The 22559-nt window shown below is 44.2% G+C and carries 19 protein-coding genes; 4 read left to right on the forward strand and 15 right to left on the reverse strand.

Translation table 11 applies throughout. The features are described from left to right. Nucleotides 1-30: 30 nt before the first annotated feature. Nucleotides 31-663, forward strand: coding sequence for a nitroreductase family protein (locus AB4Z30_RS04390; protein WP_441923639.1), 633 nt, complete (start codon nt 31-33; stop codon nt 661-663). Nucleotides 664-872: 209 nt separating this feature from the next. On the opposite strand, the gene AB4Z30_RS04395 is transcribed toward AB4Z30_RS04390, so the two are convergent. Next, a complete protein-coding gene (locus AB4Z30_RS04395; protein ID WP_441923641.1) occupies nt 873-2048 on the reverse strand; it encodes a leucine-rich repeat domain-containing protein in 1176 nt (391 codons plus the stop codon). Nucleotides 2049-2281: 233 nt separating this feature from the next. Here AB4Z30_RS04395 and AB4Z30_RS04400 point away from each other — a divergent pair, with 233 nt between their 5' ends. Next, the gene (locus AB4Z30_RS04400) at nt 2282-2758 is read left to right on the forward strand and encodes an AraC family transcriptional regulator (RefSeq protein ID WP_441923643.1); all 477 of its coding nucleotides are present in this window, start codon (nt 2282-2284) and stop codon (nt 2756-2758) included. Nucleotides 2759-2888: 130 nt separating this feature from the next. Here AB4Z30_RS04400 and AB4Z30_RS04405 read toward each other — a convergent pair whose 3' ends face one another. From AB4Z30_RS04405 to AB4Z30_RS04420, 4 genes are all read right to left on the reverse strand, one after another. Further along, complete coding sequence (locus AB4Z30_RS04405; RefSeq protein WP_441923645.1) at nt 2889-4139, reverse strand: aminopeptidase; 1251 nt, start codon at nt 4137-4139, stop codon at nt 2889-2891. 112 nt (nt 4140-4251) lie between these two features. Beyond that, nucleotides 4252-5793: an acyl-CoA synthetase gene (locus tag AB4Z30_RS04410; RefSeq protein WP_441924207.1), complete on the reverse strand. Its 1542-nt coding sequence runs from the start codon at nt 5791-5793 to the stop codon at nt 4252-4254. Nucleotides 5794-5979: 186 nt separating this feature from the next. Next, complete coding sequence (locus AB4Z30_RS04415) at nt 5980-6339, reverse strand: cupin domain-containing protein (RefSeq protein ID WP_441923647.1); 360 nt, start codon at nt 6337-6339, stop codon at nt 5980-5982. A 173-nt stretch (nt 6340-6512) separates the two neighbouring features. Next, entirely contained in the window at nt 6513-7517 is a 1005-nt protein-coding gene (locus AB4Z30_RS04420; protein ID WP_441923649.1) for an aldo/keto reductase, read from the reverse strand. 208 nt (nt 7518-7725) lie between these two features. On the opposite strand from AB4Z30_RS04420, the gene AB4Z30_RS04425 reads away from it, so the two are divergent. Continuing rightward, a complete protein-coding gene (locus tag AB4Z30_RS04425; protein WP_441923651.1) occupies nt 7726-8562 on the forward strand; it encodes an AraC family transcriptional regulator in 837 nt (278 codons plus the stop codon). A gap of 85 nt (nt 8563-8647) precedes the next feature. Here the strand turns inward: AB4Z30_RS04425 and AB4Z30_RS04430 are convergent, their stop codons facing one another. The 10 genes from AB4Z30_RS04430 to AB4Z30_RS04475 form a co-directional block, all read right to left on the reverse strand. Then, nucleotides 8648-9052 (reverse strand): Asp23/Gls24 family envelope stress response protein, encoded by a 405-nt coding sequence (locus tag AB4Z30_RS04430; protein WP_441923653.1) that lies wholly within the window; start codon nt 9050-9052, stop codon nt 8648-8650. Nucleotides 9053-9212: 160 nt separating this feature from the next. Further along, the gene (locus AB4Z30_RS04435; RefSeq protein ID WP_441923655.1) at nt 9213-10295 is read right to left on the reverse strand and encodes an AI-2E family transporter; all 1083 of its coding nucleotides are present in this window, start codon (nt 10293-10295) and stop codon (nt 9213-9215) included. Between the two features lie 252 nt (nt 10296-10547). Further along, nucleotides 10548-12512 carry an FtsX-like permease family protein gene (locus AB4Z30_RS04440; RefSeq protein WP_441923657.1) on the reverse strand — a complete coding sequence of 655 codons (1965 nt, stop codon included), beginning with the start codon at nt 12510-12512 and terminating at the stop codon, nt 10548-10550. Beyond that, nucleotides 12487-13257, reverse strand: a complete 771-nt coding sequence (locus AB4Z30_RS04445; protein WP_441923659.1) for an ABC transporter ATP-binding protein — start codon at nt 13255-13257, stop codon at nt 12487-12489. Before AB4Z30_RS04445 ends, AB4Z30_RS04440 begins: the two co-directional genes overlap by 26 nt. A 268-nt stretch (nt 13258-13525) precedes the next feature. Then, entirely contained in the window at nt 13526-14509 is a 984-nt protein-coding gene (locus tag AB4Z30_RS04450) for a sensor histidine kinase (RefSeq protein ID WP_441923661.1), read from the reverse strand. Then, nucleotides 14506-15210, reverse strand: a complete 705-nt coding sequence (locus AB4Z30_RS04455; protein WP_441923663.1) for a response regulator — start codon at nt 15208-15210, stop codon at nt 14506-14508. Before AB4Z30_RS04455 ends, AB4Z30_RS04450 begins: the two co-directional genes overlap by 4 nt. 76 nt (nt 15211-15286) lie before the next feature. Next, nucleotides 15287-16645, reverse strand: coding sequence for a beta-N-acetylhexosaminidase (gene nagZ, locus AB4Z30_RS04460; protein ID WP_441923665.1), 1359 nt, complete (start codon nt 16643-16645; stop codon nt 15287-15289). Nucleotides 16646-17123: 478 nt separating this feature from the next. Next, nucleotides 17124-18227, reverse strand: a complete 1104-nt coding sequence (locus AB4Z30_RS04465) for an NADH:flavin oxidoreductase (RefSeq protein ID WP_441923667.1) — start codon at nt 18225-18227, stop codon at nt 17124-17126. Between the two features lie 324 nt (nt 18228-18551). Continuing rightward, nucleotides 18552-19865 (reverse strand): hypothetical protein, encoded by a 1314-nt coding sequence (locus AB4Z30_RS04470; RefSeq protein ID WP_441923669.1) that lies wholly within the window; start codon nt 19863-19865, stop codon nt 18552-18554. A gap of 171 nt (nt 19866-20036) precedes the next feature. After that, the gene (locus AB4Z30_RS04475; protein WP_441923671.1) at nt 20037-21086 is read right to left on the reverse strand and encodes a 2,3-butanediol dehydrogenase; all 1050 of its coding nucleotides are present in this window, start codon (nt 21084-21086) and stop codon (nt 20037-20039) included. A gap of 372 nt (nt 21087-21458) precedes the next feature. Here AB4Z30_RS04475 and AB4Z30_RS04480 point away from each other — a divergent pair, with 372 nt between their 5' ends. Then, nucleotides 21459-22484, forward strand: coding sequence for a LacI family DNA-binding transcriptional regulator (locus AB4Z30_RS04480; RefSeq protein WP_441923673.1), 1026 nt, complete (start codon nt 21459-21461; stop codon nt 22482-22484). The last annotated feature ends 75 nt before the right edge of the window (nt 22485-22559 follow it).

Raw genomic sequence — 22559 nt, forward strand, 5'->3', positions numbered from 1 at the left:
AGCAAATTATACATAAGCGAGGTAAACAACATGAGCGAATTGGATATTTTAATTAAAAATCGCAGATCTGCTGTTATTTTTGAAGAAGGAATCGAAATTTCGGAATCGGAACTAGAAGAAATGTTTGCTTTGAACAAGTTTGCACCATCCGCATTCAACCTGCAACACACTCACTATCTTGTATTGACCGATGAAGCTCAGAAAGAAAAAGTATATGAGGCTTCACAGCAATATAAAGTGAAAACAGCTTCTGCGGTCATCGTGGTATTAGGTGATGTTAACGCTCATCATCATATTCGTACGATTAACGAAGGACTGCTTAATCTGGGGGCACTGACACCGTTCCAATACGAACAGGAGTCCGAAAGCGTTATTGAATTTTATGAAACTCGTGGCAGATTCTTTCAACGTGAGGATGCCATCCGTAACGCCAGCTTGTCAGCGATGCAATTCATGCTGATCGCTCAGGATCGCGGCTGGGACACTTGTCCAATGATCGGATTTAATGCCGAGGAACTTCAGCAGAGCCTGGGCTTTCCGGATCACTACGTACCTGCGATGATGATTACGATTGGCAAAAAATCAGAATCCAAACAGCGCCCGCGTGGATATCGCAAGCCCATTCATGAATATGTCAGCTTTAATAAAATGAACGCTGAATAAACCACGCCTGCACCCTTTCACATATTTTAGCTACTTTTTCGCCAGGCCTAATAATTCTCATAGTGATAATCGAAGCGGTTATCTTTACTTGTCATCCTTATCATTCACTTTTATGTATCTATCTTCTCTAGGATAATGAAGATATACAAAAAGAGCCACGACATCGTGGCTTTTTTTGTGTTGTACAACTTTATGTCGGTTATATCACTTCAATACGTTTCGTAAATCAACTCATTCGTTATCTGAAGACTGCTGTCAAACTCGATATAGATATAGAGCTGTCCAGCCGGCGTCTCCCCGACATCAAATCCCAGTTTTAAGCTGCCATCCGCTTGAAATTCTGCATCAGCCAGCACTAAAGTACTTATATCCTCATCGGGATGAGCTTCGCCAATGATATTAAGCGCCCTTTCTCGTAAAACATCCCATTGTTCCCAGGCTGCTATGAAGAAAGCCGATAACGTATCCATACCTGCCTTTGTTGAAATTTGTGCGGTCACTCGCAGCTCTCTTCCTTCTTCTTGCATATTCAAATAATACACAGTCGTTTCATTATCATATTGAAATGTACCCATACCCGGAACTTCATGATCCGGTTCAACGATCAGATTGTCGCCGTATTGGATGCGCTCCAGCTTAGAATTATGGCTTACATCAAGCGATGTCAGTTTATTTTCAGAACAATACAGCTCCACCAGTTCAGTATTATGAGAAAGACTCAATTCCCGGATATGATTATGGAAACACCGCACACTTTCAAGCCGTCGATTGGAACGGAGGTTCAAATTTTTGAGATGGTTATGATGACAACGAAGCTCAGTCAAAATGGGACATCCTGTGATATCAAGATCGATGAGATCATTGCTCGCACAATCTAAATACATGAGCTGGTCATTGCTTGCCACATCCAGTGAGAAAAGTGAATTGTAACTGCAGGCGAGCTTCTGCAATTGTTTTAGATGATCTACTTTCAACTCTAAGAGCATGTTCCAGTGGCATTCAATGGATGCAAGCTTGTGATTATGTGACAACTCCAGTTGACGCAAACGATTGAAGCTGCAATCCAGTGTTTCCAGCTCCGTATTGAAGTGAAGTTGCAGGTCGAGAAGCTGATTTTCTCTGCATATTAACGTCTTCAACTTCTGATTCTGTTCAACACTTAGGCTGATCAACGCATTATATGAGCAATCGAGCAGCTTAAGCTCGGTAAAGTACTCAATTCCTTGCAGGTTTTTCATGCCGACTTTTGGAAGCTCCAGGATCTCCACTTCACTCACATCTTGTACACGAATATAATCTCGTTGTTCACAATAATTTGCTAATATGTATTGCCTGAAATGTTCATCCGTAAAAGCATTTGTAATATCCATTCCATCCACACTCATCTATGAATCTCCTCCCTAATTAGTTTACACATATTCACTATCTAAATGTCATTTCGTTCCTATTCTAAGAGTTCAATGAGAGGTTTTCAATGCTACCAGACGTTCATTTCTGTGCTGAGTCCGCTACTGAATCAATGTTATATCAAATTTACCGAAAAATATTATGTATTTTTTTTTATAACATGTTAGCATACTTCAAGTAAGCACTATATTCAAAACTGGAGATGATGATCATGGAAAAGAAAAACATGTGTCTCGAACAACTTGCACCCGTCCGTATTGCTTATGTACGTCAAACTGGACCTTATGGCCCTTCAAACATCCAGGCAATGGAAAGTCTGAAACAATGGGCCGCACAGAAAGAACTATTGAAAGAAGACGCCGTTCTGTATGGTATTCCTCAAGATGATCCTGTATCAACACTCCCGGAGCATTGTAGATACGATGCCTGCATTGTAATTAGGGATGATTTTAACCTTGAAAAAGAACCTCATCTCAACATTAGCTCAGGAAGCTTCCCAGGTGGAGACTATCTCATAATCACGATTCCACATACGGCCGAGGGCATTCAGAGAGCTTGGAATGAAATTATCCCGCAATTACAACTGCAGGACGATCGTATGGATACCAAACCTGTTATCGAAAGATATCGTCCTCAACTGCTGGCTCAACATTTATGCGAGCTATGTATTCCTGTAACAAGGCATTAAAGCAATTTAAATCACTCATTTCTTATGCCAAGCCAAGTTTTTATATTACTACATCTTTTTTCAAACAAAAAAGTGACTTCCATCGAAGTCACTTTTCTCTAATTAAAACTGATATTAATTTAAATTTGATTCAGACCTGGAATGCCCAGTTTCCTTTACGGAATACAGGCTCTATTGTGCCATCCTGCAACTCCCCATCGATGTCCAGCTCTGCAGAACCAATCATGAAATCCACATGCGTGAGACTTACATTACATTCATGTTTCAGCAGTTCTTCATTCGACATCGTTGTGCCTTCCTTCATATTGAACGGATATGCACTTCCAACAGCCAGATGGCAGGAAGCATTCTCATCAATGCCCGTATTATAAAAAATACGATTCAGATTCGAAATGGGAGAATCATGTGGTACCAGTGCAACTTCTCCCAGATAACGAGCCCCTTCGTCGGTTGCAAAAAGATTCTTCAAGTGCTCTTCGCCAGAAGCTGCTGTATAGGCAACAACCTGACCATCTTTAAATGTAATTCGCATCTGATCCACGAGTTGACCGTTCAGATTCAGTGGCATCGTGCTGCTAACATAACCGTTAACCCCGCTGCGCTTCGGCATCGTGAATACCTCTTCTGTTGGCATGTTCGCTACAGTGTAGACGCCTTGTTTGTTTTCACTGCCACCGCCGCCCCAAATATGGTTGCCCACCAGTTCGATCTTCAAATCCGTACCTGGTGCGCGATAATGCAGACTCTTGTAATTTTTCTTGTTCAGCAAATCGCTCATCTTGTTCAACGTCTCGATATGCTCTTTCCAGTTCTGTACGGCATCTCCGCCGTCCACACGATTCATCTTGAAGATGGTATCCCACATCACGTTGATACGATCTTCCTCTGGAATGTCGGCAAATACTTTATTGGCCCATGCTTTGGTTGGCGCTTTGATCAGACACCAGCTGATTTCATGATTACGAGTGTATTTGGAGTATCCTTTACGCGCCTCTGCTGCCGCTTTGGTTGCACGGGATACTTTGGTTGCTTCAATTCCATTATACAGGTCTGGGTCAGGTACTTTAATCGTCAGCGTTGCTCCTCCGGCTTCGGCGAACCGTTCCATCATGTCGCCTTTCCACTTCGGATAATAGTCAAAACTGTCATCTGAACCTTGCTCAAAACGGCTACGTGTAATTTTATCGTCCTCGAAATCGACCTGTACATAATTGGCTCCGGCTGCGTATGCTTTTTGGGCGATCAGACGGGTGAATTCCAATGTTTCAATCGGTGCTGTAACCAGCAGATCCTGTCCTTTCTGAATGTTGACACCAACCTTGACCACCAATTCAGCATATTGTTCCAATGATGTTGCAAAAGACTGCTCAAACGAACTCATGTTAAATTCACTCCTGCTTGGTTAAGATTCGAATTGCTGTATTCTATAACTTCATCTTTGAAGATGTTTTTTCATCTTTAGCTTCTATATGGCTTCATGCATAGTCCGCAAACTAAGTGTTGCTTTTTTCCTGTTCACGGAGTTCAATGCGGCGGATTTTACCGGAGTTAGTCTTCGGCAGATCTGTCACAAATTCAATTTTACGCGGATATTTATAAGGCGCTGTCCATTCCTTCACATGTCTTTGCAGCTCATGCGCGAGTTCTGTGGAAGCCAGTGCTTCATCTCTCAGCACAACAAATGCTTTGACGATATTGCCGCGAATTTCATCCGGACTTGCAACGACAGCGCATTCTTTCACGCTAGCATGTTTCATGAGCGCTTCCTCTACCTCAAACGGCCCAATCGTGTAACCCGAGCTGATGATGATATCATCACTGCGGCCTTCAAACCAGAAGTAACCTTCTTCATCTTTGCTTGCCCGGTCACCTGTAACAAAATACTCTCCGCGCTGGTTCGCTTCCTTGCGACCTTCGTCCTGATAATAAGCACGGAACAACGCTGGCATGTCCTTATGCACAGCAATATCTCCCACCTCGCCCGCCGGCAGAGGTTGTCCATCTTCCCCGATAATTTCGATTAATCCCGGGGTAATCGACTGACCCATGGAACCGATCCGCACGGGTGCATCCTTCAGACTGCCGATTAACAGTGTACTTTCCGTCTGTCCGTATCCATCCCGAATGGTAAGATCGAAATGGCGCTGGAAGATTTCAATCACTTCCTGATTGAGCGGTTCGCCCGCTGATACAGCACTGCGCAGATGGGATAAGTCATAATGTCCCAGATCATCCGTTTTCGCCATCAGGCGGTATTCGGTTGGCGTACAGCAGAGCACGTTAATCTGATGCTCCTGCATCAATTCCAGATAACGTCTCGGCTTGAATGAGCCGTTGTATACCAAACCTGTTGCTCCTCTTCCGAGTACCGACAGGAACGGACTCCAGATCCATTTTTGCCATCCAGGTGCGGCTGTTGCCCATACAGTATCTGATGGTTGAATATCCAGCCATAACGTTGATGCGATCCGCAAATGAGCGTATCCCCAGCCGTGACTATGCATAACCCCTTTCGGGTTCCCCGTTGTACCAGAGGTATATGCCAGAATCGCCATATCATCACGGTGCGTCTGGACAGCAGTCATCTCGTCCGGCTGATTCTGCATCAGCTGGTGTACGTTAACCCAGCCTTCTCCAGGAACAGCATGATCACCATTAGGTGATGCAACGATACGATGGGCAAGTGCAGGCAGGTCGGAATTCATTTTTTCCACTTCCGATGTTGTCTCAGACCATACAATTACTGCTCGAGCCGTTGAATGCCGCAGACGATATTCCAGATCTTTCGCACGTAGCATCTCGGATGACGGAATGACGGCAATACCGAGTTTCAGACATGCAATGTATATGACATAAGCAATAATCCGGCGTGGTACCATGACCAGCACCCGATCTCCTTTCACGAGTCCAAGCTCACGTAAACCTCCTGCCAGACGGTTGGCCTGTTTCAATAATTCACCATACGTAATCTCTTCTACTTCTTGCTGATCGCTGAGCCATCTAAGTGCAATCCGGTCAGGCGGGTGATTCTCCATCTCGGATGTCAGGTTATAGGTTTCAGGCGAAATCCACTGTTCAAAATTCAAATGGAGCCTCTCCTTCATCATTCAAATATATAGCTTCTTTATATTATACATCAAATCCTATGACCAGGTACTATGAACAGCAACCTTTTTATTACACAAGCGTGACTTCCTTATTCATTACCTGATAATTTAAGGTCAACTATCTCTGGAAGTCATGTATGCTGAAGGTGTCAATTCATCATTCTCAATTACGATCACCGTCAAACCCGTAGACGTTTTAGTTTCATGCCATTCCCCAGTTTCCCAGAAAACAGCCTCTCCCGCTTTCACTTCAACATAATCGTTGTTACCACTTCTGACTCGGCCTTCTCCCGACATGATTAACATCAACTGCGGTGAAACCGCCTGGTGGTATCCAACCACACCATTAGCGGGTATATGCATACAGCCTATATGCGCGTTCCCTTTCGTTTGAATGATTCGGGACATCACAAAGTTTGAATCAAATTTCGTAATCTGCTTGCCGCTCTCTTGATCAAATCGATAAAACTCCATGATACATCCCCCTTTTCTTGCTCATCTAAAAACCTAATAACGAATCATTCCAGTATAAACCTTATACCATGCGCTATGCCAGTTTTCCCCTTTCGTGCAACACAAAAAGCACCTCTCCTCTATTTAGAGAAAAGGTACTCATGGTAACACATTCCGCATTCAAAGCACTTACCTTACCAAGGATAATTTCCGATACCATCCAAAATGGACTCCATCTCACTCAGCTCTGCAGCTGTGAGTTCTGGTGCATTTAGCGCAGCAACATTCTCTTCAATCTGGGATACGCGACTGGCTCCAATTAATGCAGACGTAACACGGTTACCACGTAGTACCCAGTTAAGTGCGAGCTGAGAGATTGTCTGTCCTCTCCGCTCTGCTACTGCCTGCAGCCCTTCGAATTTGGCAATGCGTTCGTCCGTGTATGACTCTTTTTTCAGTGTTCCGGTTGGATTCGCTCGTTCTTCCTTGATCTTGTCCACGTATTTGTTCGTCAACTGACCGCGACCGAGCGGGCAAAAGGCGATGGAACCTACACCTTGCTCATCCAGCACATCTTGCAGGCCATCTTCGATCCAACGGTTTAACATCGAGTAATTCGGCTGATGAACGAGGCAAGGTGTTCCGAGACGGCGCAGAATCGTTACCGCTTCTTGTGTCTGCTGTGCATTATAGTTGGACAAGCCCACATAAAGCGCCTTTCCTTGCCTTACGATGTGATCAAGCGCTGTCATCGTTTCTTCCAGTGGCGTTTCCGGATCTGGGCGATGATGATAGAAAATGTCCACATAATCCAGTCCCATACGGCGCAGGCTCTGGTCAAGACTGGCAATCAGATTTTTACGGGAACCCCATTCACCGTAAGGGCCGCTCCACATGTGATATCCTGCCTTTGACGAGATCAGCAGCTCATCTCTGTAGGGACGCAAATGTTTATGATAGATCAAGCCAAAATTTTCTTCAGCTGATCCCGGAGGCGGGCCATAGTTATTCGCAAGATCAAAATGGTTAATCCCGAGGTCAAACGCACGCAAAATCATTTCTTCCTGGACATCCAGCATGCGATTGCTGCCAAAATTCTGCCATAATCCAAGTGCAATCTGCGGTAGTTTAATGCCCGATTTACCAGAGCGCACATAGTTCATGGCGTCATATCGTTGTTCATTTGCAATATAAGGCATCGTTATTCACTCTTTTCTGTAAGGTTGGTCAAGTTCGTTGCTACCTACTTATCTTAGTCATTATTCAATAAGAACGATATGGCTTATCGCTACATTGATATAGAAAAATGATCGGTATCTATTCAGAGTTGTTTTATTTCAAATGACAAAACCTTCGTTAAATACGTTAAAATGCAAGAACGAACTACGACACATAGGAGTGAATACTGTGATTACGTATATGTTCAAAAACAGTCATTTCCAGGAGCTTCAGCTCCTTCATTATGGTACGGAAGCCTGTACACCCGGACACCATTTTGGCCCAGCGATGAGAGACTACTATAAAATTCACTATGTACTGAACGGGAAGGGCACGTTTGAAGTTTCGGGAAAGACGTATCATCTGAACAAAGGTCAGGGCTTCCTCATCGTGCCTCACTCCGTAGTGCATTATAAGGCTGACCTGGATGATCCTTGGGAGTATAGCTGGGTGGCGTTCCAAGGCTCGCAGAGCTCTTCCTTTTTACAACAAGCCTGTTTATCAGAGCAACACCCTATCTTCGATCTCGGTAATGAAGACGATGAGATGCGCTCCTGCCTGCACCGAATCATTCATTCTCGTACAACACACAAAGGCTGGGAGATTAGCATGACAGGATGGCTGTATCAGTTTTTTGCGATTCTCATTGATCATGCCCACGACGAGAATTTGCAGCCTACCGCTGATTTTGGCAAGGAAACTTATGTGACACAGGTGATGGATTTTATTGAGATGAACTACGCCAACGCCATCACGGTACAGTCCATTGCCTCCCATATCGGTTTACAGCGAAGTTATCTGTGCTCACTCTTCAAAGATCAGATCGGAAGCAGCATCCAATCTTACCTTGTCCATTATCGTATGCGCAGAGCAGCCGAGCTGACGCTTAACCTTAACCTGAGCATCGGTGATATTGCACGTTCTGTCGGATATAATGATCAGCTTCTGTTCTCCAAAATGTTCAAAAAGGTAATGGGCGACGCCCCCACTCATTATCGCAGACAAAAAGCAGCACCTTCGATGTAACAATCTACACCAAGGTGCTGCTTAAGAAATATAAATGACTGCTTACCCTGAAACTCTCTACATGAATGTCGCTACCTGCATTAAATTATCCTTGCACGTTTTCAGGCATGGCAACGCCAATAACTTGCACTTTAACTTCCTTCACGATTACGCCTGCCATCTGCTCCACCGCTTGCTGTACGTTGTGTTGCAGTTCTTGGCAGACCTCGTGCATCTTACGGCCATACTGCACATTAATACGCAGTTGAATCGATGCTTCATCATTTTGAATATGAACGTCAATGCCCTTTTGCAGACTTTTGCCGCTAATGCTTTTGGCAAGGCCTTCCGTCAGTCCGACTGACATGGACGACACACCTGGTGTGGTTTGTGCAGCCATGCCTACAATTTTGGATACGACATCATTGGAAATATGGATGGTTCCTAATTGAACCGCTGGAGGTGCAATATATTCTGCTTCCGGCACATTGTTTTCAATCATTTCAGACATAAGTTCCTCTCCTTATGATCTTTTTTGTTGTTCTAAGTATGGATGTTATCCCTTCTATTCTACCATGGTTTACGAGCAGTTACATTTCTACCCTATGGGTAGCCTTGCTTGGAATAAAAATTCGGTAAAATCTGTTTTCTTCAGAGTTTTCAGACACGCTCTAGGCATTCTGCCATTTCTCTTTGAAAAACATCTGATAGATTCGAACCAGCAATATTTTCACAATCATATAAACGGGAATAATAACAAGAATGCCAATGATTCCACCGAGATCTCCAGCACCAAGAACCAAAATAATCGTCGTCAGCGGGTGGATATCCAGTTTTTTGCCGAATACGTATGGCGCAACAAGATTATCCTGGATCTGTTGCGATACGAGAATGATCACAAGTGACCAGATGGCAACCGACGGTGATACAACCAGCCCCATAATGACGATGGGAATGGAAGAAACAATCGCTCCGATAAATGGTATAAAGTTCAGGATGACTGCGACTACCGTCAACAGCAGTGCGTACGGAAGGCCGATGAACAGAAAGCCAATATACATGAGCACACCAAGAGCCAGGTTGACAAGCACTCTACCTACGATAAACCCACTCAAAGCCTGATCAATCTCAAGCACCACTTCACGGCTGTCTTTCTGGAATCGTTTAGGAGCAATATTCACCAATTTGCGTCCAAATAGCTTGTCCTGCTTCAGCATGTAAAAAAGAATGATCGGGAATGTAAACAGGATAATCGCAAAGCTGGAAATCAACGAAATGAAGCCACTCACATAGTTGGTTACAAACGTAAATCCCTTATTCACATACTCTGTAACCTGCGATAATGGCGTGGAGTCATTCGGGAACAACGCTTGAATCGCACCATTCTGCTCCAAATCTTTTAATTGCAGACTAAGTGCGTTCAATAGATTAGGCGCATTCTCGACCAGGTTCACCAGTTGCTCTCGCAAAGAAGGCCACAACCCCACAATAAACGCCACACCCAGCATCATAGCCACAACGTAGATTAGAAGAATACTTAGCGTTCGATTCAAATATTTTAATTTCTCCAAATAACCCACGAGCGGCCGCAACAAGTAATAAAAAAATACGGACAGCATCATTGGTACGGTAATTACCGTAACCATGGTGACAAGTGGCTGAAAGATAAAGCTCACATGGGATAATAAATAGATATTAACCAATATTAGGGCCAGTGCAATACTGAACCGGACAAATGCATTACCTTTAAACAATAGATTTCCCTCCACATCGCCATCTTCTTCTATGAATTATTATTCTCTCTCTGTTTATTATTACTATATACCAAGCCTCTTCATTCCTGCTAATCCCTCTATCTTAAATCTTTCTTAACTAAAAAAAGAAAACCCTGGCCCACAGGCCAAGGCTGATAAAAAGGAGTGAAATGTATAAGGTGTACTGCTAATTCTGTCATCGAAGTCCATGTGTAAATTACCTAAAGCAACTAATACAAGATGAACTCGTTTTTACACCAGCTTCGAATACATATGACGCAGATAACGCCAGCGCACCAGTGCAAAGAATACAACCTGCATCGAGACAAATACCATGAAGATTTGAAGGCTGTGTTCCAGAACAGAAAACTGAACCAGCTGATAGAGCGCCGCAAATGCCACCGAGCTGTGAATTAAAGCCACCAGAAGTGGAAGGAAAAACATCAACACGAGCTGTCTTGTTACGATTTTGCGAAGTTCGGGGCGGCTGAGTCCCATTTTCCCAATCATGCGATACTGTGCCTCGTCTCGCTCCAGATCTGCATACAGCCTGAAATACGTGAAGCTCGCCGCGAAGGTGAAGAACACAATACCGATCAATCCACTTACGATGAGAATAATGCCATTGGTTTGTTTATTATTCAGCCAGTCTACGACAAGAGAAGTGAACCGAACATATCCCTTCTCCGGACGGTCTTTCTCAATCGTATCCAGCAATTCCGGAGCAAAACTGCGTGTCGACATCCAGTCTTTTACCACAAAAAACGTCGTCTGATCGGAGTAAAAGTCAACATCCATCTTAATCTCTGCAATGTATGCTTCTCGAATCTTGGAATACAGATCATCAGAAACAATGTAGATGCCAGCCTCACCCTCCATCGGAAATACGATATCGGTTGCCGGTGGCAACATCTGCATTTGTAAATGCTGCTGTTCACCAACATACAAGTCAGCGGAGTATGGGTAACTGTCCTCTTTCGTATCTAACAGTTTATTGCGTGCTGTAATATTAGGTGCTGTATTAAACGCCAAATCATTGCGATCCAACACCCGTTCTTCATAACCAAGTGCTTTGGCAAGACGGTTATATGAACTCAGTTTTACGATGTAGTTGTTATTGTTCTCGTAGAGAGGCTGATAACTACCTTTCACATATGGAACTTCGCGATTAACCAGGGTCTCTTCAATTTTTCGGATCTGACGATCAACAACCGCTGAATCCGTAAAGCCTGAATTCGTATAGGTAAAAGCATATGGATTCGTCATGGAAGACAGCCTTGGATCACCTATAGTCAGCATGCTGCCAATACCTGTAAACGCGGAAGCAGAGATAACACTGACCATAAAAAACATCACGGCATTATCTTTCATGCGATAGGTAAGCTCGGACAGGAAGAGCAGATTGGTTTTACGTAAAAATAACCCTTCATTCTTTTTCAGTGCCCGAATGACATACACGCTAAGCTGCGTAAACAATAGATATGTGCCTGCAATGACACTGAGCACACTGCCAAAAAGCAACGGGAACAGAAGCACCCCCCACGCAAAGATAAATACGCCGGTATATCCTCCACCAATCATTACAACCGAGAGCAGCGCAAGCATACGAGATGCTTTAGGTTCAGGCTTCGGTTTCTCCTCCGATTTCACGAGATCAATCAGCGTTCCCTTACGGATCAACAATGACGACGATAGAGCAATAACCACAAAGAGCAACAGAAATGCTCCAGCTGTTAAGAGAATTCCTTTAAGTGGAAAATAAAATCTCAGACTGTTCTCCACCGCAAGCATGGAACCGCAAATGAGCAAAACTAATTTACCGAAGATCAGTCCAAGTCCGATCCCCGCCACGATGGAAGCTACGCCGATACACATATTTTCCATAAATAAAAGTCGGTTCATCTGTTTCCGAGTCATGCCGATGATCAGGAAGATACCAAACTCCTTCTTCCGAGTCTTCAGAAACGAACCGACCGAATACAGCAGAAACAGGAAGGAGAATATGAAAATAATGATTTCGGCGATCATCAGACCCTGGTTAGCAAGTACCGTAACCGTCTGTGATGAACCTTTCAAACCATCTTGTAAATCCGGGTGAAACAGCAGCAACGCATAGATAAAAAAGATCATAACCGAGAACGTACTGCTTAGAAAATGAGCCAGATAAATCCGTTTGTTTCGAACAACGTTATTAATGGCGAACTGGCGAAAATTCATGTCCAGAGCCTCCCATCAGGGATAATACATTTATAATCTTTTGGTAGAAGGCAGCCCGATTATCACCGTAATGAATTTCGTTATATAACTGACCATCCTTAATGAAGACCACTCGGCTACAGTAACTAGCTGCAACAGCATCGTGGGTAACAAGTAGCATCGTTGCCTGATCCTCTCGATTGCGCTGTTCGAGAATCTCCATCACATCCTTGGCTGCCTTGGAGTCCAGATTACCTGTCGGCTCATCCGCCAGAATCAGTTTGGGAGAATGGATCAAGGCTCGGGCGATCGCTGTCCGCTGCGCCTGCCCGCCCGAAATTTCATACGTTCGTTTGTTCAAAATCCCTTCGATGCCAAGTTTGCTTGCCAGTTCCGCTACTCGTGCATTCATCTCCTGAACAGAAACACCATCCAGCGTTAATGGAAGTACGATATTCTCTTTCACTGTCAACGTATTGAGCAGATTGAACGATTGAAACACAAACCCCAATTCTCTCCGCCGGAATAAAGCCAGCTTATCCGAATCCAGCTCAAAGGGGTTCTGACCTGCGATTTGCAACTTCCCTGATGTGGGATGATCAATCGTTGAAATCATGTTGAGCAGCGTTGTTTTCCCACTACCGGACGGCCCCATTATACCCACAAATTCTCCTTCTTGAATACTAAGGTCAATGCCTGACAAGGCCTCGTATGAAACAACACCTTTATAAATTTTGCTGATCTGTTTGACGGAGCATATCTCCATACGTACAACTCCTTTATCGCTTCATTTGTATTTCAACTTTTCATCCAGGCTAACTTCTGATATCAGTCTACCCGAAACTCCACTCATTCTCCTATGGGTTAACCTTTCACGAACATGACAATATTGTAAGGTTCAGCTACGTACAGAAAACCGCAAGAAAAAGACGCCTTCCTCGCAGCACGGCAAAAGGCGTCGTTATAACTCATATTTAATTTTAACTTATATCCAACTCATTTTGTAATTCAGGTTTCTTTCACGACCTCATCTTTCAAACCGAAAAAGTAATTCGCACGGTGGTTCCTTCCCCATACACTGATTCAAGCTCAATTTGATGGCTCATGCGTGTTAGCACTTCTTTTGCAATGTACAGGCCCATACCTGTGGATTCCTTGAAATGCCTTCCATTTTCCCCGGTGAAAAAAGGTCTGAACACCCGGTTCAGGTCTGATTTGGGTATGCCGATCCCATGATCCTGAACTTCCAGTATAACCTGGCGCTCCGCTTCATAGGCGCGAAGATGCACTTTCTGTCCGCTGCCTACTGCATATTTGATCGCATTGGATAACAGCTGTACCAGTACAAATCGAATCCACTTCGCATCAGACTGTACGACCAGTGAATCATCGATTTGCATTTCAGGATAGACATGGTTCCGAATAAAAAATCGTTTCAACTCATGAATTGCTTCTTCTCCTACCGCTCGGAGTTCAACCGGTTCAACGCTGAAGTCCTGCTCGAAGGTATCCAGCCTTGCGACATAAAGAACCGTCTCCAATCCCCGGCGCATCTGATCCGCTTCCTCACGAATACTGCGAAAACGAGCATCATCGTCCTCTTGCTCTTCCACAGTCAGCTCAATGACTGATAACGGCGTCTTCATCTGATGTACCCACTGGTTTATAAACGTAAGATATTCCTGTTGCTTTTGTTCCAGCCGGCTTAGGTGTGTATGATACTGCGCATATTGCGAATCCAGCAGCTTCTCCAGGGAGATTGACAGCGGCGCAGCTTCATGAAGTGCTACCAATTCATCCAGCGAATTCACAGGTCGTGTCATACGAGTGTAAAAAGCACGATGGGACATATAACGATACACTAGATAACTGGCATACAGGAACAAACCTAGTCCCACAGCGTATAGAGCCGTTTTCCAGTGATCGTATCCATCGTACCAGAACACCGCCACCACAGTCAGCATCATCGCCACCACCCAGCACGTCAGAGCGAGATGTTCACGAATAAACAGCTTCATAACGGTGATACCGCTCTCCAGTTATGAATTAGCCTGTAGCCAGAGCCTCTCACCGTTTCCAGTGCATCCGTAATGCCTAACTCGGCAAGACGTTTACGTACACGTGTAATGTTCACGCTTAGTGTATTGTCATCTACAAAAGAATCATCCCAGAGCTTTTCCAAAATGGTTTCACGACTAACCAGCTTTGGACTACGACGCATCAGCGTTTCAAGTAGAATCGTTTCTTTCTTAGTGAGCTGCACTTTAAGATCGCCGAGTTCAATCTCCAGCCTTTCCAAGTAAACCACGAGTCCGTTCAGCTCCACTTTGCGTTCTTCATCACGGGCAGCATAGTCCCCATACACTCTGCGGAGCTGGCTGCGTATTTTGGCCATAACAATCTCGTGTTCAAACGGTTTGGTGATATAATCATCGGCTCCGTTCTCCAGAGCCATAACCTGATCCATCTTGCCGCTCCTTGCAGAAATAAACAAAATGGGACATGTCGATATTGTACGAATCTGTCTGCACCAATAGAACCCGTCGTAGCTCGGCAAGTTAATATCCAATAATACAACATGAGGTTGAATCTGCTTGAATTGTTCCGTCACCTGCTCAAAATCTTCAACCAATACAGCACGGTCACCATAACGCTCGATATGTGATTTCAGTAGTCCCGCAATTTTGGGATCATCTTCGATAATCATAATGGTATACATGAAAAAGCTCTCTCCTCTAACCTGTTATGATGGCATACTTCCTACTATTCATAGCCAAATCATAACACAGGATAGATCAACGGGCATCGACTTGCTTGCGCCAGCTCCGAATGTCTGCGTTTAACTGCTTTACATCTCCTGTGGCCTGTTGCTCGTCCGATAACTTGTAATGCTGCTTTAGTGCCAGAATGCGATACACACTTTCATCAATGCGGGATTCCTTGATTTTGCCTGATTTCACTGCATTTATTAAGGTATCAAAAATTGTTTTTGCACTCTCATAACTATGAGCCACCAGCAAAATATCACTTCCAGCCTGAACAGTTGCAATTGTAGCCTTGTTCAATGGGTAGTTTTTCGAGATCGCTCCCATGCTCAGATCATCGGTGATCACTACACCGTTATACTTGAACTTTCCTCTTAAATGATCCCCAATAATCACTTTCGAAAGGGATGCCGGATAATTCGGGTCGAGCTTGGGAAACAAAATATGGGCAACCATGACCGCCTCGACCTGTTCTTTTACAGCAGCCTGAAACGGAATCCACTCCAGCTCCGCAAGCTGCTTTTCCGATTTTTTCACCACAGGCAAATCCAGGTGAGAGTCCACAGAAGTATCGCCGTGACCAGGAAAATGTTTGACCACCGGAATAACTCCTTCACTACGCAGTCCCTTCATCTCGGCGATCCCCATACGTGTAACAAGGTCAGCCGTATTACCGAAGGATCGATCCCCAATGACGGGATTTTTCGGATTACTGTTAATATCCAGCACCGGAGCAAAATCAACATTAAAACCAGCAAGTTTGATCTGTCTCGCCAATAATGCGCCCATCTGCTCCGCAAGCGCAGTGTCGTTCGTTTTGCCTACTTTCCGACTGGAAGGAACGGACTCAACCGCGTCTGGCATCCTACTGACCTTGCCACCCTCTTGATCGACACTCATCAGGATGGGAACCGGGTTTTGCTGATTCGCCTGTTTGATCGAATTCACAAAAGCAGCGGTTTCCTGAAGCGTTGTTACATTGTTGGCATAAAATATAATGCCGCCGATCTTTTGGCCCGCAATCATCTGTTTTGCTTCTTTATCTAACGTGATTCCCTGCACACCAGCCAGAATCATCTGGCCTACTTTTTCTTCGAGCGTTAGCTGTTGAAGCTGTTCTTTGATCGGATCAATCTCCTCTTGCGTTTCATCCTGAGGATCTTCTTGTGGTTCTTCTTGCACTTCATCTTGCGGTGAACCCCCATTATTGCTGGAAGGTGTATTGTTATTGTCCGGGCTAGTGGCTGATTCACCACTATTGCCAGTTGCGGTAGAGGGCTTTGGCGCCTGTCCACATGCCGCTAATAACAAAATGGTCACCGCAAGCAGAGACAACATCTGTATTAATGGTCTCCGCCGATTCGAGCCCAGTTTTCTATTTTTGTTCAAGGATGCTCTTCCTCCTTATGTCTTGTCCAATATGGGAATGTTGAGGCTTGTTTAGGCCTAACCTTACCATATGGTGAAGGATTTTCAAAATAGGCCTTACATGTAAAAAAAGTTCTTTCTTTTAGCATTAAAATATGGAATATTTATACTTTTTACTAAGGGCGGGCGATAAAGAATTGGGGGTATGCATGGTAACTGCGGGATTCGATGGGTTTCTATTGTGAATTTTTCATATGATGAAATGTTTATTTCAGTAGATTGATTTTAGTAGATTGGAACACATCGTGAAGATCGTTATTCCAATAATAATGATTTGAAGATCGTTATTTCAAATGATGCTCTTTATTTTCAAAATAAAAATAAAAAACCGCCTCGCGGCGGCTTTCATTTTGACCTTGATTTTGTTTTTCATTTCATTGTTATGGATGTTAATAGACTTATTCATAACTATTATGAATTTTTCATATGATGAAATTGTCTAGTATAATTTGGATAACACTTCACTTGTAAAAGGAATGATATCGGCATTACGTCCCTCCTGCACTTTGAGTGGCCATTCTGGATCACTCAAAAGTACACGTCCAAGAGCAATCAGATCAAATTCCCCTCGCTCCAGCTTTTCGTTCAGCAAGTCAAGATGAGCGTCTCCTGTTTCTTGTTTTTCACTTCTACGCTCGACAAACTCTGCCTCTAAACCTACCGAACCAACCGAGATTGCGGGTTTTCCTGTTATTTGTTGGGTCCAGCCAGCAAGATTAAGATCCGAACCTTCAAATTCCGGTAGCCAGAAGCGCCGTGTGGAACAGTGAAAAATGTCTACGCCAGCAGCACTAAGCGGCTGCAGGAACTGTTTCAACTCCTCAGGCGATTCGACCAGCCTTGCCTCGTAACTACCCATTTTCCATTGTGAGAAGCGAAGAATAATCGGAAAATCAGGTCCCACTGCAGCACGACAAGCCTCAATCACTTCGACCGCGAACTGTGTTCGGCTTACCAGGTCTCCACCATACTTGTCAGATCTGCGATTCGTCTGCGCCCAGAAAAATTGGTCGATCAAATAGCCATGTGCTCCGTGCAACTCAATACCATCAAAGCCGATACGTTTGGCGTCAGCTGCCGCCTGGGCGTATGCCTGGACAAGCTCTTGAATCTCTACTTCTGTTAAGGGTTCATACGCTGCTTCGCCAGCCATACTGATCCCTGATGGACTTACCGGTTGAGCTTCTGCATTAGGTAAATCTCCTGAACGCCGGGCGGTGCCGACATGCCAGAGCTGTGGCATGATTTTCCCGCCGACGTCGTGGACAGCCTTGACTACATTCGCCCATCCTTGCAGCGCTTCCTCACCATAGAAGAGTGGAATCCTTTCACCACTTACTGAGGACGGATGATTGATGCCTGTGCCTTCTGTAATAATAAGTCCCACGCCGCCAGCAGCTCTAAGGCGGTAATAGTCAGCGACATCAGGCCCCGGCACTCCGTTCGGCGAGAATCCACGTGTCATAGGCGCCATAACAATTCGGTTTGGCAAGGTAAGCTTGTCGGACGAGAACGGTTTAAATAAAGATGAAGGTACGTTCATGATTTAGTCTCCTTTGCAATGAGAAGTATACATCTTGCACTTACCTTGAGTTGTGACATGCTTTCGATACATCAAGCAGTGGTCATACGACTGTGGACTGTCATAAATAATTTCTCTTTATCCATTTTATAGATTCTTATTTTTATTTTCAAACAAATTTCTCACATGAAGCTTATACAAAAAAAAGAACAGCCTTATAAGAGCCGCTGTCCGTTGATGTCCGGTGCCGATGATGGTACTGCGTAAATATACATCATAAGCGCCTTTCCCGGTCACCAACAATGTAGATGCAGCATAATATATAATCCATAATCTTCCTTATTCTTAATTCGAATTTACGGGAATATCATCTCGTTTTGCTCGCAGCAGTTTACCAGAAGAAGTAGACCCGACATCAGGATCCGTACCCAGGCCAAAATAAAAATCACCATCATGCTCTTCAAATGACTTGGCGTAGGTATCCTGCGTAAATCGTAAAATTTCACTCCAGGTTGTCAAATCACTTGATTGATAGACCCTGCTCAAGTAAAGATTGGCCTGTTTGCGGGTATACGTTAACACATACACCTTATTATTACGCACCAGCAAATCTGTCGGCAACGCATTCGAATCAGGCAGATTGACACGACTCGCCTGATTGATATCTGTCATCACATTTAAAGATTTGGGCAGTAATTGACTGTCATTAAACACACCGCCAGCAATATACACCAGCTTGTTGTTAAAATTAATATTTTTGCCGATTTTATTATAAGGAATCGTGCCTTGCTGATAGGTTAAACCTGGTAACATTTTACTGCCGTAAATGACAACATCTCTTTTTTCCAAACGATCATTAATTTCCAAAATATTTGTCTTGTCATTCCATATTTTATTGGCAGGATACATCATCGCAGAGGCATATAATTTCCCATTGATCTCGAACAGAGTATACGCTCTGAAGCCAAGCGAATTAATTGTAGCAAATTGCTGCCAGCTTTCCCCTTCATTATGCGAGATTAACACCGTTGGTTTGGTTTCCGTACCAAGTGCTGCGAACAGTTTACCTTTATAATATGCGAGATCGTAAACATGCACACCTTTTGGCAAATTGCGATATTTGGTCCACACCTCTCCATTCAGGCGGTAAAAGTTACCCCAATCCCAGCTTTCACCATCGGAATCATTGCCTGGGATATACAATTTACCATTCAAAACCTTATAGATATCAATTTGCTCTTCATCCACGTACATTTTCGTCGAAGGTATAATGCTTGGGTTGCTGTTCGTCACCGCCTGTGTCTCAAACTTGGCATTCGCTGCATCATAATATACAACGGGTATAGGTCCCGCATTTTGCGCAGGTCCAGTATTACTGCTGTTACCATGCCCCAGGTATATTTTACCATTGTAGAGTTGCATGTCCCAGATGTTATTGGCGTACGGCGCTTTATTAAAGGGTCTTCCGAGCAATTCAAGCTTGCTTGTCACGTCAACCGATTGGATCGGAGCATTTGACACCTGAACATTTCCTCGCTCTGTTGCCACCGGTCTTGTAGCTGGTGTGTTCATCTTAGGCTTGGAGTTCCCCATGAGCATCCAGCCTGCACCGGCGACAAGAGCCAGCACGATCGCTGTCCATGTAGCTTTCCTTTGCATGTCCGCTTCCTCCTTCAACTTGATCACTTTCAAAAATCCAAAAAAGATACAAATTGTATCTTTTTATAGTATGTAAAAGGTGCTTACACTGCAACAAATTTCGCCCTTTTCAGCAAAAAAAAGTAGACTCTCACATCCGAAGATATGATGTCTACTATAGGAAATTGAGGGTTATTCTGCTTTGACCAGAATTTTCACCTGATTTTTTTCTTGAAGCAGTGCTTCAAAGCCGTGTTCTACAACATCATCCAGAACAATTCGTTTGGTTACGAGCTTCTCCGCCGGGAAAAAACCTTTTTCCATCAAGCGGATGACAGCCGGAAACACATCGCGATAACCGATGATCCCGTTCACTGTTCGTTCCTTCATTACTATAGAGTTCGGCTGAATCGGAGCTTCTTGTTCAAAAATACTTACAATCATCAGTTCGCCACCAATACGTGTTGAGTCAATAGCTTGTTGCAGCACACGCGGAACACCCGTTACTTCGTAGGCTACATTCACTCCACCTTGCGTGCGCCGGTGAATCTCCTCAACCACCTGCACTTCCGTAGGGTCTATCACAATTGCACCCAGCTCTGCTGCTTTTGCTTTACGTTCCGCTGACAGCTCCACAACATAAATATCGGATGCTCCGGATGCCTTGAGCGCTTCAATCACGAGCAACCCAATTGGCCCTGCACCAAATACCGCTGCAGTATCGCCAACATTAAGTTTACTCTGGCGCACAGCATGAAGTGCTACTGCAGAAGGTTCAACCAGTGCACCCTGCTCGTAGGAAATAGAATCTGGAATAGCATGAACCATATTCTCATCTGCCGTAACGTATTCAGAGAATCCGCCACCGCCTCCGGCCAGCCCCAAAAATCCCATCTTATCACACAGATTGTATCTGCCTTGCTTACAAGCTTCACAATGACCGCATGCATAAATCGGCTCTACAACCACACGATCACCGGCCTGAAAACGAGTCACTCCTTCACCGACTTCAACCACCTGACCGGAAAATTCATGTCCCATAACGACAGGTGCTTTCTCCCCTGTTAACGGATGTGGTACTTGAGCAGGAATAAAGATAGGCCCGGCTGTATATTCGTGCAGATCGCTGCCACAGATCCCGCACCATTCCACTTTTATTTTCACTTTCCCTTGTTTAGGCTGCGGTTCATCAATATGTTCCAATCGAAGATCTTTGACACCATGCCAACGCAGTGCTTTCATTTCATTCATCTCCCAAATGATTAATTCGTATAATTTCGGAAACGTTTCCGTAAATTAAATATGTCACATTTGAGATACACTGTCAAACATATCTATCCATAAATATGTCGATTTCGTGTGCAAACTCGTCGATTAATTTAATATTTTGTGCTGAATTGGAGAAAAATTAACTCTCTTCTTATAAGATTCCCTTCATTCTTAATGATTAATTAGAAAAATAAACATAAAGATGCATAAAATTACATCCTTTTCTGTTCGTTGACGGGATACTGGATCGCTCCAATGGTATAATCAAGTTATCTACATACCTTGCCTAACATACATAAACCGAAAATACGGAATCGTTTCCGATGAAGTGAGGTCAATTATAAAGTGAGTAAAGAACACAAAATCACCATTAAGGATGTTGCTGAACGCGCTGGGGTAGGAATCGCAACCGTATCGCGGGCTATTAACAACTCAGATGGAATCAGCAGTGCAACGCGGGATAAGGTTATGCAGGCGATTGAGGAGCTAGGTTTTGTGCCTAATACATCGGCACAGAGTCTCAAAATACGCCAAACGCACCAGATTGCACTCGTCGTTCCAGACATCCGCAATGCAATCATTCCCGAAATCTCTTGGTCTGTTGAACAGACAGCCAAACAACATGGATACCATGTTGTGCAGATTAACACAGCAGGCAACGCCAGAACAGAACTCGAAACGATACGTAATGTTAAAAAGTTACACGTCGACGGCCTTATTTTCATGCCGCTCGCTTATCCCAAAACACTATCTGGACTGATCGACAAGGCTCCTCTTCCGATCTCGATCATTAATTACGGAAAAAAACTCGAACCTGGTATCAAAGCAGACATTGTTTCCTTATCACAGCTTGAAGGAAAGCTCGTCATGGATCACCTGTTCAAAATTGGCCGGACTCGGATTGCTTATGCCGGAGCCCCTAAAGACATTATCGAGGATCGTTATCGTGCTTATGAGCAGGCTGTCGGTCATGTGGATATCTCCCTTGTATACTTCGGCGAGGATTTCTCACTTAGTACGGGGGCAAGTGCCGCAGACTATTTCTACGGCTTGACTCATATGCCGGATGCGGTCTATGCGATCAACGATATGGTCGCGATTGGACTAGTAAACCGCTTTAAAGAGTTGGGTGTACGAGTGCCTGAGGATGTTGCCGTAGTAGGCATTGATAACAATCAATGGACAACCGTATCATCGCCTCAGATCAGTTCCGTATCCATTATGGGAGAGGAAGTTGCTCGGCTCGCTACGGAGCTGTTACTTAAACGAATTCGTGAGATGAACACATCGGATTATGAGCATATCCAGTTTGAACCTCGCTTGATTGTCCGTGGGTCCAGCGTAGCCATGATTCGTTCCTCATCACACTAGAGGTGCCATACACACCATGATTACGAAGTCACTCCATGTTCCATTAATACGAGAACAATTAAATAGATTGAAGAT

The organism is Paenibacillus sp. 2TAF8, assembly GCF_052114825.1.
Lineage (GTDB): Bacteria > Bacillota > Bacilli > Paenibacillales > Paenibacillaceae > Paenibacillus.

Excerpts from the sequence above, each read along its gene's own strand:
- AB4Z30_RS04450 (WP_441923661.1), bottom strand. The coding sequence starts at position 14,509 with ATGAAGCTGTTTATTCGTGAACATCTCGCTCTGACGTGCTGGGTGGTG.
- AB4Z30_RS04430 (WP_441923653.1), bottom strand. The coding sequence starts at position 9,052 with ATGTCTGAAATGATTGAAAACAATGTGCCGGAAGCAGAATATATTGCA.
- AB4Z30_RS04420 (WP_441923649.1), bottom strand. The coding sequence starts at position 7,517 with ATGCCTTATATTGCAAATGAACAACGATATGACGCCATGAACTATGTG.
- AB4Z30_RS04455 (WP_441923663.1), bottom strand. The coding sequence starts at position 15,210 with ATGTATACCATTATGATTATCGAAGATGATCCCAAAATTGCGGGACTA.
- AB4Z30_RS04400 (WP_441923643.1), top strand. The coding sequence starts at position 2,282 with ATGGAAAAGAAAAACATGTGTCTCGAACAACTTGCACCCGTCCGTATT.
- AB4Z30_RS04470 (WP_441923669.1), bottom strand. The coding sequence starts at position 19,865 with ATGCAAAGGAAAGCTACATGGACAGCGATCGTGCTGGCTCTTGTCGCC.
- AB4Z30_RS04410 (WP_441924207.1), bottom strand. The coding sequence starts at position 5,793 with ATGGAGAATCACCCGCCTGACCGGATTGCACTTAGATGGCTCAGCGAT.
- AB4Z30_RS04465 (WP_441923667.1), bottom strand. The coding sequence starts at position 18,227 with ATGAACGTACCTTCATCTTTATTTAAACCGTTCTCGTCCGACAAGCTT.
- AB4Z30_RS04445 (WP_441923659.1), bottom strand. The coding sequence starts at position 13,257 with ATGGAGATATGCTCCGTCAAACAGATCAGCAAAATTTATAAAGGTGTT.
- AB4Z30_RS04440 (WP_441923657.1), bottom strand. The coding sequence starts at position 12,512 with ATGAATTTTCGCCAGTTCGCCATTAATAACGTTGTTCGAAACAAACGG.
- AB4Z30_RS04415 (WP_441923647.1), bottom strand. The coding sequence starts at position 6,339 with ATGGAGTTTTATCGATTTGATCAAGAGAGCGGCAAGCAGATTACGAAA.
- AB4Z30_RS04395 (WP_441923641.1), bottom strand. The coding sequence starts at position 2,048 with ATGAGTGTGGATGGAATGGATATTACAAATGCTTTTACGGATGAACAT.
- AB4Z30_RS04475 (WP_441923671.1), bottom strand. The coding sequence starts at position 21,086 with ATGAAAGCACTGCGTTGGCATGGTGTCAAAGATCTTCGATTGGAACAT.
- AB4Z30_RS04405 (WP_441923645.1), bottom strand. The coding sequence starts at position 4,139 with ATGAGTTCGTTTGAGCAGTCTTTTGCAACATCATTGGAACAATATGCT.
- AB4Z30_RS04390 (WP_441923639.1), top strand. The coding sequence starts at position 31 with ATGAGCGAATTGGATATTTTAATTAAAAATCGCAGATCTGCTGTTATT.